Annotated in this window: 10 protein-coding genes and 1 tRNA gene; 2 read left to right on the top strand and 9 right to left on the bottom strand. The window is 67.8% G+C overall.

The annotated features are described in order from the left end of the window. Positions 1-28: 28 nt before the first annotated feature. Positions 29-1,438, bottom strand: a complete 1,410-nt coding sequence (locus tag ACFXN1_RS27460; protein WP_379441109.1) for an acyl-CoA synthetase — start codon at positions 1,436-1,438, stop codon at positions 29-31. Between the two features lie 133 nt (positions 1,439-1,571). On the opposite strand from ACFXN1_RS27460, the gene ACFXN1_RS27455 reads away from it, so the two are divergent. Continuing rightward, positions 1,572-2,426 carry an oxygenase MpaB family protein gene (locus ACFXN1_RS27455; protein WP_379441078.1) on the top strand — a complete coding sequence of 285 codons (855 nt, stop codon included), beginning with the start codon at positions 1,572-1,574 and terminating at the stop codon, positions 2,424-2,426. A gap of 13 nt (positions 2,427-2,439) precedes the next feature. Here ACFXN1_RS27455 and ACFXN1_RS27450 read toward each other — a convergent pair whose 3' ends face one another. After that, on the bottom strand, positions 2,440-3,072 hold the full coding sequence (locus ACFXN1_RS27450; protein ID WP_354833597.1) for a TetR/AcrR family transcriptional regulator: 633 nt from the start codon (positions 3,070-3,072) through the stop codon (positions 2,440-2,442). Positions 3,073-3,218: 146 nt separating this feature from the next. Between ACFXN1_RS27450 and ACFXN1_RS27445 the strand changes: the two genes are divergently transcribed. Continuing rightward, entirely contained in the window at positions 3,219-4,082 is an 864-nt protein-coding gene (locus ACFXN1_RS27445) for an oxygenase MpaB family protein (protein WP_379441076.1), read from the top strand. A gap of 113 nt (positions 4,083-4,195) precedes the next feature. On the opposite strand, the gene ACFXN1_RS27440 is transcribed toward ACFXN1_RS27445, so the two are convergent. From ACFXN1_RS27440 to ACFXN1_RS27410, 7 genes are all read right to left on the bottom strand, one after another. Beyond that, a complete protein-coding gene (locus tag ACFXN1_RS27440; RefSeq protein ID WP_379441075.1) occupies positions 4,196-5,155 on the bottom strand; it encodes a proline dehydrogenase family protein in 960 nt (319 codons plus the stop codon). Continuing rightward, on the bottom strand, positions 5,152-6,789 hold the full coding sequence (pruA, locus tag ACFXN1_RS27435; RefSeq protein WP_379441074.1) for an L-glutamate gamma-semialdehyde dehydrogenase: 1,638 nt from the start codon (positions 6,787-6,789) through the stop codon (positions 5,152-5,154). The genes ACFXN1_RS27440 and pruA overlap by 4 nt, the downstream gene beginning before the upstream one ends. 94 nt (positions 6,790-6,883) lie before the next feature. Further along, entirely contained in the window at positions 6,884-8,554 is a 1,671-nt protein-coding gene (locus ACFXN1_RS27430; RefSeq protein ID WP_379463699.1) for a GMC oxidoreductase, read from the bottom strand. Between the two features lie 221 nt (positions 8,555-8,775). Continuing rightward, positions 8,776-8,849, bottom strand: a tRNA-Asp gene (locus tag ACFXN1_RS27425). 70 nt (positions 8,850-8,919) lie between these two features. Further along, on the bottom strand, positions 8,920-10,026 hold the full coding sequence (gene dapC / locus ACFXN1_RS27420) for a succinyldiaminopimelate transaminase (RefSeq protein ID WP_379393940.1): 1,107 nt from the start codon (positions 10,024-10,026) through the stop codon (positions 8,920-8,922). A gap of 9 nt (positions 10,027-10,035) precedes the next feature. Beyond that, the gene (gene fdxA / locus ACFXN1_RS27415) at positions 10,036-10,359 is read right to left on the bottom strand and encodes a ferredoxin (protein ID WP_379393938.1); all 324 of its coding nucleotides are present in this window, start codon (positions 10,357-10,359) and stop codon (positions 10,036-10,038) included. Between the two features lie 127 nt (positions 10,360-10,486). After that, positions 10,487-13,177, bottom strand: coding sequence for a bifunctional FO biosynthesis protein CofGH (locus ACFXN1_RS27410; RefSeq protein ID WP_379441073.1), 2,691 nt, complete (start codon positions 13,175-13,177; stop codon positions 10,487-10,489). Positions 13,178-13,312 lie beyond the last annotated feature (135 nt).

Here is a 13,312-nt window from a genome sequence, read left to right as displayed (position 1 = left end):
CACGGTAGGACCTCGAGTGCACTCGAGGTCAAGACAGCAGTTTCTTCTGGACCTTGCCCATGGCATTGCGCGGCAGGCCGTCCACCACGCGCACCTCGCGTGGCCGCTTGTGCGCCGAAAGTTCGCCCGCCACATGGGCGATGAGCTCGTCGGCGATCGCCGCGCCCGCCCCGGGGCGCAGCACGACATAGGCGACGATGCGCTGCCCCAGATCGTCGTCGGGGACGCCGACGACCGCGGTCTCGGCCACCGCCGGATGCCCCAGCAGCGCGGTCTCGATCTCGCCCGCGCCGATGCGGTAGCCGCCGGACTTGATCAGGTCCACCGATTCCCGGCCCACGATGCGGTGGAAGCCCCCGGCGTCGATGACCGCCACGTCGCCGGTCCGGAACCAGCCGTCGGCGGTGAAGTTCTCGGCGGTGACCTCCGGCTTGTTCAGATAGCCGTCGAAGAGCATGGGGCCGCGCACCTGGAGTCCGCCGACGCTCTCCCCGTCGTGCGGCACCGGGTCGCCCGCCTCGTCGCGCAGCCGGGTCTCGACGCCCGCCACCGGGGTGCCGACCCAGCCCGGGCGGCGTTCCCCGTCGGGCCGGGTGGAGAGGGTGATCATGGTTTCGCTCATGCCGTAGCGCTCGATCGGGGCGTGCCCGGTGAGCTCGGCGAGCCGCTCGAACACCGGCACGGGCAGCGGCGCGCTGCCGGAGATCAGGATCCGCGCCTTCGCCAATTCCCGTGCGGCGTCGGGGTCCTCGGTGATTCGCGACCACACGGTGGGCACGCCGAAGTACATGGTGCCGTGCGCGTCGGCGTACGCCTTCGGGGTGGGCTTGCCGGTGTGGACGAGCGGACTGCCGGCCCGCAGCGGGCCCAGCATGCCGAGGATCAGGCCGTGCACGTGGAACAGCGGAAGGCCTTGCACCAGAACATCTTTCGATGTCCAGCCCCACGCCTCGATGAGCGCGTCCAGGCCCGCCGCGATGGCGTCGCGACTGAGCATCACGCCCTTCGGCGCGCCGGTGGTACCGGAGGTGTAGAGGATGAAAGCCGTTGCCTTCCCGGCGGGTTCGGCGTATCGATGCCAGGACCGCGCGTGCTTGCGCACCGGGATCACCGGCAGGTCGGAGCCCTCGGGAGCCTTGCCCAGCCAGGCCTGCGCACCCGAATCCCGCAGGATGTGCGCCAGTTCCGCACTACCCGAGTCCGGCGGCACCGGCACCACGGTCACCCCGGCGATCAGGCAGCCCACCACGGCGAGCACGGTGGTGACGGTCGGTTCGGCCAGCACGGCCACCCGGCGCGCCTGGGCCACGCGTTCGGCGACGGAGGTGGCCGCGCCGAGCAGATCACTGCGCGACAACGTCTCCCCGTCGATGGTGACGGCATCCGGGATATCGGCTCCGGCGGCGATGGCGGCCGGGTTCAACGAGCTCAGCAACAGCGGCGACACGGGCCCACGCTACCGGAGCCGCTCGGCAACGAATCGCTTGCGAACCCGCCGAGCCGGTTGACAGGCGACCCGAGTGGGTAAGAAAGTTTCTATATAACTTTCTCACCCGAGGATGTGGTCGACGATGACCAGGCCGCTGCCCGACCGGTTCGAATCCGCAGCCCCCGCACCGGAGATCGACGTCCGCCGCTATCTGGACGGTGCGGCAGGCTTCTTCGGCGCGGCGGCGAACGTGATCATGCAGCTCTCGCACCCGCCGGTCGGCTACGGCGTGGTGGAGAGCCCGGTGGAATCCGGGAACGTCATGGTCCATCCCCTCAAACGGCTGCGCACCACCCTCACCTACCTGGCCGTGGCCCTGCTGGGCACCGAGGAAGACCGCGCGGCCTATCGGGAGGCCGTCGATTCCGTACACAAGTACGTCCGGTCCCGCACGAGCAGCGCCGTGAAGTACAACGCCTTCGATCCCCGGCTGCAGCTCTGGGTCGCGGCCTGTCTGTACTGGGGTGCGCGTGATCTCTACGAGCGCATGCACGGACCCATGGCCGACTACGACGCCGATGCCTTCTACCTCCACGCCGCAAGGCTCGGCACCACGCTGCAGGTGCGCCCGGACATGTGGCCCGCCGATCGCGCTGCCTTCGACCGCTATTGGGACGAGAACCTCGCGACGACCCGCATCGACCCCAAGATCCGGGCCTACTTCGAGGATCTCATCGACCTGAAGATGCTGCCCCGCCCGTTCCAGCTGGCCTTCGGCGGCGTACACCGCTTCTTCGTGACCGGCCTGCTGCCGCAGCACCTCCGCGACGAGATGGGCATGACCTGGACGCCGCGGCAGGACCGCGCGCTGGCCCGGATGCTGCGGCTGGCAGGTGCGGCCGAATCGGTCGTGCCGCCGTCATTGCGGGCCTTCCCGCTGAACGTCTATCTCACGGATATGCGTCTGCGGCGCAGGCTGGGCCTGCGGCTGGTGTGAAACCCGGTGCGGGTCAGAGGATCCGGAATCCGGGAATGATGTGGTCGCGAGCGAACTGCCGCAGCGCGACGGGATCGTCGAGCGGAATGACCGTCTGCGGCGTCAGCGCCAGCGACAGCGCCGCGCGGGCGATCATCTCGGCCAGCGGCAGTGGATCGTATTGCGGCAGTTTGCCTTCCGCCTGCAGGCGGGCGATGAACTCGGCAAGGTAATCGCGGCCGAGTTCGATGACCGGCGCGCCCTGCACGGTCAGATAGGGCAGCACCACCTCGGGCTCGGTCTTGAGCAGGCGGCCCAGCAGCTGATTGCCGCGCAGACCCTCGATGAACGCGATGAACAGGACGGTGATCTGCTCCTCGGCGCTGGCGTCGCGTTCGACCGGAACCTGCACCGCGGCGTCGATGTCCTCGACGAGCTGGCGGGCCTGACGCAGGCCGACGGCCTGGATGAGGTCGTTCTTGCCCGCGAAGCGACGGTAGAGGGTGGCCAGCGACAGCCCGCCACGGCGGGCGACCTCCACCATGCTGGTGCGTTTGATGCCGAAGTCCAGGAACGCCATGAGTGCGGCATCGAGGACCTTGGCCTGGTTGTGATCCTCGGGGCCGGATCCGCGGACGAGCGGCAGCAGTTTGGCCAGTTTGGCCATGGTCCGGACCCTTTCCGGTCGCAAAGAAACGGTGAGGCACTAATCTTCGCACATTGACATGACCACCTCGCGGTGAGAAGGTGAGTAACGAAATTTCTCACACTCTCCTCATGGGCGAGGAGTGACGACGAGGAGCCGAGTCGACGATGACCGCCCCCCTGCGCAAGTTCGACGAGTTCCCGCCGGCCTACGAGCCGATGACCCCGGAATCCGTGCGTGAGCACATCGACGGCGTCGCGGCCTTCCTCGGCGGTGCGGCCAATGTCGTCATGCAGCTGTCGCTGAAACCCGTCGCGTACGGCGTCATGGAGAGCGACGTCGACAGCGGCAAGGTGACGCTGCACCCGATCAAGCGGCTGCGCACCACCCTCACCTATCTGTCGGTCGCGCTGCTCGGGAACGAGGATGACCGCCGCGACTACCGCGAGGCGGTGAACCGCTCGCACCGCAGCGTCCACTCCAAGCCCGGCAGCGCGGTCAAGTACAACGCCTTCGACCCCAAGCTGCAGCTGTGGGTGGCGGCCTGCCTCTACTGGGGCGTCGACGACCTCTACCACCGCATGCGCGGCCCCATGAATCCCGAACTGGCGGAAGCCTTCTACCGGTACTGCGCGCGGCTGGGCACCACCCTGCAGATGCGCCCCGAGATGTGGCCCGCCACCCGCGACGAGTTCTACGTGTACTGGGAGGAGAACCTCGCGACCAAGTCGATCGATGCTCCCACCCGCAAGTACTTCAACGACCTCACCGACCTGAAGATGCTGCCCTGGCCCCTGCAGATCACCCTGGGCGGGCTGCACCGCTTCATCGTCACCGCCCTGCTCCCCCCGCACCTGCGCGAGGAGATGGCCATGACCTGGTCCGCCCGCGACGAGCGCATCTTCGCCGGCTTCCTGCGCCTGATCTCCGCGATCTGGACCCGCATGCCCACCCCGATCCGCCTGTTCCCCTACAACTTCTACCTCGCCGACATGCGCCTCCGCCGTCGCCTCGGCCGCCCCCTGGTCTGAACCAACTCTCGGACTCTCAGGGGTTTCACCCCTGAAACCCCGTCCGGAGGAGGGCCGCACGCTCGAGTGTGCGGCCCTGGCGCGCGCCGGGAACGACCCGCGACCGCGAATTCTCAGGCGCGGTCAGCTAGGGCACGCAGGAAGAAGGCGAGGTTGGCGGGGCGTTCGGCGAGGCGGCGCACGAGATAGCCGTACCACTGGGTGCCGTAGGGGATGTAGACGCGCAGGGAGTGGCCGTCCGCGACGAGGCGGCGCTGTTCGGCGTCACGGACGCCGTAGAGCATCTGGAACTCGAAATCGCCTGGGTTGCGGTGGTTTTCGATGGCGAGGGCGAGGGCGGCGTCGATCATGGCCGGGTCGTGGGAGGCGATCATGGGATACCAGGCGCTGCGAAAGAGGACGCCGAGGCAACGCAGGTAGGAGACGTCGACCTCGGCGCGGCGCTGATAGGCGACGGTCGCCGGTTCCTGGTACGCGCCCTTGCAGAGGCGGACGCGGGTGCCGTCGGCGGCCAGGTCGCGGGCGCGGTCCTCGGCCTGACGCAGGTACGTCTGCAAAGCGACTGCGAGCCAGGGGAATTCGGCGCGGGCCTGGCGGACCGCCTCCAGGGTGCCGGCGGTGGTGGTGTGGTCCTCGGCGTCGACGGTCACCCAGACGTGCCGCTCGACGGCCTTGGCGCACAGCTTGTGCAGGTTCTCCGCGGCGATGGCGGGCCCGTCATGACCCAGCGACTGGCCGAGCGCCGACAGCTTGAGCGAGACCTCCACCCGGGGGATGTCGGTGTGCGCGCCGGGCCTCATCTGGTCGGCCTCGGCCAGATCGTCGATGAGCGAAAGGTATTCCGCCACCGCGGCATCGGCCTGGGCGTGCTCGGTGGTGTACTCGCCCAGGAAGTCGACACTCACCGCGCGGCCGCTCGCCAGCAGCTCACGCGCCACCGGCACCAGCTCGGTCCGGCTCTCCCCGGCCACGAACCGCCGGACCACCGCGGCGGTGACCGGCACCCGGGTGATGGCGTCCTTCATCCGCGACGATCCGGCCGCGGCCAGAATCGCGGGCCGCAGCGGATTCATCGCGTCTCCATGTGGGGGTAGCGGTAGTCGGTCGGTGGAACGAAGGTCTCCTTGAGCGTGCGGGGCGCGACCCAGCGCAGCAGGTTGAGGTAGGAGCCCGCCTTGTCGTCGGTGCCGGAGGCGCGGGCCCCGCCGAAGGGCTGCTGCCCGACCACCGCGCCGGTGGGCTTGTCGTTGATGTAGAAGTTGCCAGCGGCGAATCGCAGTGCGTCCGCGGCGGTTTCGACGGCCTTACGGTCGCGGGCGAAGATCGCACCGGTGAGAGCGTAGGGCGAGGTCCCGTCCACCACCTCGAGGATCTCGGCGAACGAGTCGGGGGCGCTGTCGTCGTAGACGTACACCGACAGAATGGGCCCGAAGTACTCGGTGGCGAAGGCATCGTCGCCCGGGTCCTCGCCGAGCAGCACGGTCGGCCGGACGAACCAGCCCTCGCTGTCGTCGTAGCCACCGCCCGCGGGCACCGTGAGCCCCCGGTCCCTCGCCTTCTCGATGGCGGCCACGCACTTGTCGTAGGCGCGGTTGTCGATCACGGCCCCACCGAAATTCGACAGATCGGCGACATCGCCGTAGGTCAGCGACTCCACCTCGGACAGGAAGTCCTGCCCCATGCGCTGCCACACCGACCGGGCGATATAGGCGCGCGAGGCGGCCGAGCACTTCTGCCCCTGGTATTCGTAGGCGCCGCGAATCATGGCCGTGCGCAAGGCATCCGGGTCGGCGGACGGGTGGGCGAGGATGAAGTCCTTCCCGCCGGTCTCCCCCACCAGCCGCGGATATCCGTGGTAGCGGCCGATATTCGAGCCGACGCTCTGCCACAGGTACTGGAAGGTGCGGGTGGAACCGGTGAAGTGGATGCCCGCCAGCCGCGGGTCGGCCAGCGCCACCTCCGAGAGCTGCGCGCCGCTGCCGGTCACCATATTGATGACCCCGGGCGGCAGGCCCGCCTCCTCCAGCAGCCTCATCGTGTAGTACGCCGAAAGTGTCTGTGCCGAAGAAGGTTTCCAGACGACGGTATTGCCCATGAGCGCGGGCGCGGTGGGCAGGTTCCCGGCGATGGCGGTGAAGTTGAACGGAGTGATGGCGTAGACGAAGCCCTCCAGGGGCCGGTAGTCCATCCGATTCCACACGCCCGCCGCCGATTCCGGCTGGACCGCGAGAATCTGCCGGGCGAAGGCGACATTGAAGCGCCAGAAGTCCACCAGCTCGCAGGGTGCGTCGATTTCGGCCTGCTGCACCGTTTTCGACTGCCCGAGCATGGTGGCGGCGGCCAGGGTCTCGCGCCAGGGCCCGGCCAGCAGGTCGGCGGCCCGCAGCAGAATGGCGGCCCGTTCCTCGAAGGGCATGGCCTGCCAGCCGGGCGCGGCGGCCGTCGCCGCGGCGATGGCCGCGCGCGCTTCGTCGTGGGTGGTGTGGGTGTAGGTCCCGAGTGCCTGGCGGCGCCGGTGCGGCATCACGATGGTGTGCCGCTCGCCGCCGCCGGGCTGATGCTTGCCGCCGATGACGAGCGGCACATCCACGGGGTCGGCGGCGAGAGCGGCGAGCCTGCCGGCCAGCAGCTCGCGTTCGCGGCTGCCGGGGGCGTAGGTGTGCACCGGTTCATTGCCGGGAGCAGGGACAACCGTGACAGCGTCCATATCCAAGGCTAACGCGATCGCCGCTGCCCGACCGGAACGAACACGCCCCGGCCGGCCCCGCCGACGGAATTTCTCCGTCGGCGAGGCCGCTTCCTCAGTGGAAGTCCTGCGAAATGATCGTCTCGATATTGCGTTCCGCGAGCGCGGTGATCGTGACGAACGGGTTGACGGTGGTGAGGCCCGGAATCAGGGAGCCGTCGATGACGTACAGGCCCGGGTACTGGGTGAGCCGCCCGTAGTTGTCGGTGGACACGTTCAGCACGCAGCCGCCGAGTGGGTGGTAGGCGAAATCATCGCCCCAGGTCTTGTATTCGCCGAACAGGTCGGTCCGGTAGATGGTGGCTTCCTTGCTGTTGATCTTGTCGAAGATGCGCTTGGCGCAATCGATGCTGGGCTGGTTCCAGGCGGTCTGCCAGTTCAGGTCCACGCCACCGGTTCCCGAGTTGTAGGAGAAGGTGCCGCGATTCGGGTTCTTGGTGATGGCCAGGTACAGGCTGGCGAAGGTCTCGATGCCGGCCGGGAACGGCGATACCTCCGCGAAGGCCGGGCCGCCACTGTCGGCCCAGTTGTCGATGCCGACGCAGGGGATGCAGGACTGCAGGCTGCCGGTGGCGTCCCAGGCCTGGTTCTGCCGGGCCACCATGACATTGCCGTTGTTGCCCCAGCCGGCGCCGATCGAGTCCGGCAGATTGCCCAGCTTACCGGTGGCCTTCTGGGTAACCAGCAGCTTGCTGGTGCCGACACTGCCCGCCGCGAAGAAGACCTTCTGCGCCGTAACGGTTTTCGCCTTGACGGTATTGCCGCTGGTGTCGATCTGGTTCATCGACACCGAGTAGCCGCCGCCATTGGCCGGCGCCACGGTGGTGACCACGTGCTGCGGCACGATGGTCACCTTGCCGGTGCCCGACGCCGCCGCCAGATAGGTCTTGTCCAGCGAGTTCTTGCCGTAGTTGTTGCCGTAGATGACCTCGGCGTTGAGCGCCGACCGCGGGGCGGTGCTGGCCTGCTCCTGTTTCATGTAGTTGAAGTCGTAGACGTTGGGCACGAAGGTGTACGCGAACCCGGACCGCTGCGCCTGCTTGATGCCGACCCGCGCGAACTGATAGCAGTCCGCGCCCTGGAACCAGGTCTGGTCGATGTTGTTGACCTTCAGCCCGGCATTGGCGCGCGGGTAGTAGGTGCTGTACATCGAGCCGGCGTCCACCGAGGGCAGGATGCTCGCGAAGTTCTCCTGCTTGGGCGTCACCGCCATACCGCCGTTGACCAGCGAGCCGCCGCCCACGCCGCGGCCCTGGTAGATCCGGATCCCGCTGAACTGTTCGGAATCCAGCACACCGGTGTAGCTGGAGATGGACTTGTTGTAGGGCGCGCCCATGAAGTGGTTGATCGGCTGATCGGTCTCGGTGCGCAGCCAGAAGGACCGGCCGTCCGGATTCAGCATGTTGCAGAAGACCTTGCCGTCGGACCCGGGCTGGGTCCAGGACATGCCCTTCTCGACCATGATCACGTTCTGCCCGGCCTGCGCGAGCCGCAACGCCGCGACCGCGCCACCGTAGCCGGTGCCGATGACCAGGATCGGCATCGTATCGCCGTCATTGATCGATCCCGTGGGTAGCGCCCGCGCCAGAGGCGCCTTCGGTAGTAGCGCAGCCGCCCCCAGAATGACACCTGTTGCAGCTAGGAACCCGCGCCGGCTGACATTGCTGCCATAGACACTCTTACCGGGGGTTTCGTAAGACAGACCACGCACTGAAAGACTCCTCATCGAGTTGCGATGAGAACCTGTTATAGAGGTTGTGAAGAGAACGTGTGTCAGTTTTGCGCAAAATTAGGGAGGCAACAGCTGATTTCGCGAGATGGGGGTAACTCCCCGGGCACGCCCAGAATGGTGTCGGCACCCAACCGCCGGCACGGATTGCCGGCTATGAACGGCTCCCAGCCCCCCGCTGAATATGCGGGGAGGCGGAACCGTGAGGCGGAACAGTGCGACCCTGACGGGACTCGAACCCGCGACCTCCGCCGTGACAGGGCGGCGCGCTAACCAACTGCGCCACAGGGCCTTGCAAATCGCTCGGCCACCGGGCCTTGCAACGTCGTAGACGCTATCACGGGCCCGGTGGTAACGGGAAATCAGCTGGTCAGACGATCAGCGGCCGCGGTGATTCGTTCGTCCGTGGCGGTAAGGGCAATGCGCACATGCTGATTGCCGCGCGGGCCGTAGAACTCGCCGGGGGCCGCCAGGATGCCGCGCTCGGCCAGCCAATCCAGGGTCGTGCGGCATTCCTCGCCGCGCGTCGACCACAGGTACAGACCCGCCTCCGAGTCGTCGATCCGGAATCCCGCGCGCTGCAGGGCATCTCGCAGCACGACCCGCCGCGCCCGGTAGCGGTCCTTTTGCTGAACCTCGTGCGCGTCATCGCCGAGGGCCGCGGTCATGGCCGCCTGGATCGGGAAGGGCAGCATCATGCCGGAGTGCTTGCGCACCTCCAGCAGCTCCGCCACGAGCGCCGGATCACCGGTCACGAAACCGGCCCGGTAACTGGCCAGATTCGAGGTCTTGGACAGTGAGTGGATGGCGAGCAGGCCGGTGTGGTCACCGTCGCTGACCTCGGGGTCGAGGATCGACACCGCGCGGCCCTCCCAGGCCAGCCCCAGGTAGCACTCGTCCGAGGCGACGATGGCCCCGCGCTCGCGGGCGAACTGCACCACCTTGCGCAGGTGGTCGACGCCCAGCACCTTGCCGGTCGGATTCGACGGCGAGTTGAGGAAGATCAGCGCGGGCCGCTCCGGGCCGAGCTGCGTGGTGCCGTCGGCGCGCACATAACGAGCCCCGGCGAGCAGCGCGCCCACCTCGTAGGTCGGGTAGGCGACCTCGGGGATGACGACCAGATCCTGCGATCCCAGGCCGAGCAGCCGCGGCAGCCCGGCAATGAGCTCCTTGGTGCCGATGGCCGGCAGCACCGCCGCCGGGTCCACCCCCGTGATCCCGAATCGCCGCTTCAGCGCCGCGACAACGGCTTCGCGTAATTCGGGCGTACCGTGCGTGGTCGGGTAGCCCGGCACCTCCGCCACCGACGAGAGTGCCGTGCGGATCAGCGGATCCACCGGATCGACCGGTGTCCCGACCGAGAGGTCGACGATGCCGTCCGGATGCGACGCCGCCTTCGCCTTCACGGAAGCGATGGTGTCCCAGGGGAAATCGGGTAGCAGAGCGCTGACCCGGCCACGCGCGGTCAAATGCTCGTCCTACTCGCTGGCCATCGGCGGCAGCGCGGCGATGAACGGCGGGTCGTAGTCGACCTTGCCGACCTTGGCGGCGCCACCCGGCGAACCCAGGTCGTCGAAGAAGTCGACATTGGCGTTGACGTAACCGGCCCACTGATCCGGGGTGTCGTCTTCGTAGAAGATGGCTTCCACCGGGCAGACCGGTTCACATGCACCACAGTCCACGCACTCGTCCGGTTGGATGTACAGCATGCGGCCGCCCTCGTAGATGCAGTCCACGGGGCATTCCTCGATGCACGCCTTGTCCTTCACGTCAACGCACGGTTCAGCGATGATGTACGGCACTGCCGTTCTCCTAGTCTGTCCTCACATGCGGGATACTCCGCCCGGCAAAACCCTATCCCGGCCTGACAACATTACTCCCGCAGAGCCTGCCCTAACTTCCGCCCTCCACCACAATGGTGAGCGGCTCTCAGCCGTCCGCCGAAGTCACGGAGAGGCGGGTCCGTGGCACACCGTAGGTGGTGGTGCGCTGCCGGACCGGGCGGCCGATACCCGACGCGATCTCCGTCAGTTCCTCGATCGTCTTGGCTGATCCATGTTCGGAACCGGCCATGCGGGAGATGGTTTCCTCCATCAGCGTGCCGCCGAGGTCGTTGGCGCCGCCGTTCAACATGAGCCGGGTTCCGGTGATACCAAGTTTGACCCAGCTGGTCTGAATATTCTCGATCCGGCCGTGCAGCATGATCCGCGCCAGGGCGTGCGCGGCCCGATTCTCCCGCACGGTCGGGCCGGGCCGGGAGGCGCCCGCGAGGTAGAGCGGGGCGCTCTGGTGCACGAACGGCAGCAGCACGAATTCGGTGAATCCACCGGTCTCGTCCTGGATTCCGCGCAGCACACGCAGGTGGCCCACCCAGTGCTTCGGATTGTCCACGTGGCCGTACATCATGGTCGAGCTGGAGCGCAGGCCCAGCCGGTGCGCGGTGGTGACGACATCCACCCAGGCCGAGGCGGGCAGCTTGCCCTTGGTCAGCACCCAGCGCACCTCGTCGTCCAGGATCTCGGCGGCGGTGCCCGGAATGCTGTCCAGCCCGGCCTCTTTCAGCGCCGACAGCCAGTCGTGCACCGACTGCCCACTGCGGGACGCGCCATTGACGATCTCCATCGGGCTGAACGCGTGCACGTGCATCCCGGGGACACGAGCCTTGATGGCGCGCACCAGGTCCGCGTAGCCGGTGACCGGCAGCTCGGGATCGATGCCGCCCTGCATGCAGATCTCGGTCGCGCCCTCGACCCAGGCCTCCCAGGCGCGGTCGGCGACCTCGGCCGGGCTCAGGCTGAAGGCGTCGGCATCGCCCTTGCGCTGCGCGAACACGCAGAAGCGGCAGCCGGTGTAGCAGATATTGGTGAAGTTGATGTTCCGGTTGACGATGTAGGTGACCTCGTCGCCCACGGTGTCGCGGCGCAGCTGGTCGGCCAGCGCGGTCACGGCCTCCAGGGCCGGGCCGTCGGCGGTGGCCAGGGCCAGGTACTGGTCGTCGGTCAGGCCCGCGGGGTCCTGCTCGGCGGCCCGCAGGGCGGCCATCACGTCGGCGTCGATACGCTCCGGGGCGGAACCGGCCAGCTCGAGCACCTGCTCACGGACGCTCTCCCAGTCGCCGAACGCCCCCAGCACTGTGTCTTTTTCAAGCGCATCAGCAATCCCTGCGTCACTGCGGGATTCGGTCAGGCGGCCCTCGGCGTCGATGGCGGTGTGCAGGTCGATGCGGCCGACCGATTCCCAATCCTGGTCGGGCTCCTGCCAGGGCAGGCCGGACGGCTTCACGTCCGCGGCCAGGCCGGTCTTCGGATCCATCAGTGCCGCAACATGTTCGGAAATCCGCGGATCGATCCACGGATGGCCCGCCAGTACATACTTCGGGTGGGCGGTGATGCGCTCGGTGAGGACATAGCCGCAGTCGGCGGTGATCTGCGCGAGGGTCTCCAGATTCGGCCACGGCCGTTCCGGATTCACGTGGTCGGGGGTGAGCGGCGAGACCCCGCCCCAGTCGTCGATACCCGCCGCCAGCAGCGCCCGGCATTCCTCCAGCGACACCAGATTCGGCGGCGCCTGGATGCGCATCTTCGGCCCCATCAGCAGCCGGGTCACGGCGATGGCGGCCCGGAACTCCTCCATCCCGGCATCCGGGCTGTGGCGCATGGCGGTGTTCTGCTTGGCCAGGAAGTTCTGCACGATGACTTCCTGCACGTGCCCGAAAGCCTTGTGCACCTTGCGAATCGCGAGAATGGACTCGGCGCGCTCGACCACGGTCTCGCCGATGCCCACCAGGATGCCGGTGGTGAACGGCACCGACAGGCGTCCGGCGTCGGTGAGCGCGCGCAGCCGCACCGCCGGGTCCTTGTCCGGCGAACCGTAGTGCGCCTGACCGGGTTCGGTGAACAGCCGCGTCGAGGTGGTCTCCAGCATCATGCCCATGGACGGCGACACCGGCTTGAGCCGCGACAGCTCCTCCCAGCTCATCACGCCCGGATTCAGATGCGGCAGCAGGCCGGTCTCCTCCAGCACGCGAATCGCCATGGCGCGCACGTAGTCCAGGGTGGAGTCGTAGCCGCGCTCGTCGAGCCACTGCCGCGCCTCGGGCCAGCGCTCCTCCGGGCGGTCACCCAGGGTGAAAAGCGCTTCCTTGCAACCGAGTTCGGCGCCCTGCCGGGCGACCTCGAGAATCTCGTCCGGCTCCATGTACATGCCCTTGCCCTGCGCGCGCAGCTTGCCGGGCACGGTGACGAAGGTGCAGTAGTGGCAGCGGTCGCGACACAGATGCGTGATGGGGATGAACACCTTGCGGGAGTAGGTGATCGGCAGCACCTCACCCGCGTAGCCGGACTCCCGCAGCCCGGCATCGCGCACCCGAGCGGCCGACGCGCACAGATCCTCCAGATCGGCGCCACGCGCATGCAACAGCACCACGGCCTCGTCGAGATTGAGGGTCGCACCGTCCCGGGCCCGGCGCAGCGCGCGGCGCATCGCGGAATCGGTGGGCACAGCAGTATCGGCGGGCACAGCGGAACCATCGGACATGGCGGAACCCGCGGGCGCAGCCGAACTGCTGGTGGGCCTCGGCGGCAGACTCGGGTTCGGTAGATCCGTCACGGTCTCGATCATGCGCCATCCATCCGGCTGTTCCGACTCGGGTGCCATGGAACGAGCCAACCTGCCGCCCACGTCCGGTATTCCGAGTTGATTATTCGTATCCTCGAGTTCATCTATTCAAATCTCGGTTCCGATGAAATAGCCTCG

Origin of the sequence: Nocardia sp. NPDC059154 (assembly GCF_042755705.1) — a bacterium.
Taxonomy (GTDB): Bacteria; Actinomycetota; Actinomycetes; order Mycobacteriales; family Mycobacteriaceae; genus Nocardia.
The sequence above is the reverse complement of the archived record's forward strand: the minus strand, read 5'-3'. Positions and strand labels throughout refer to the sequence as shown.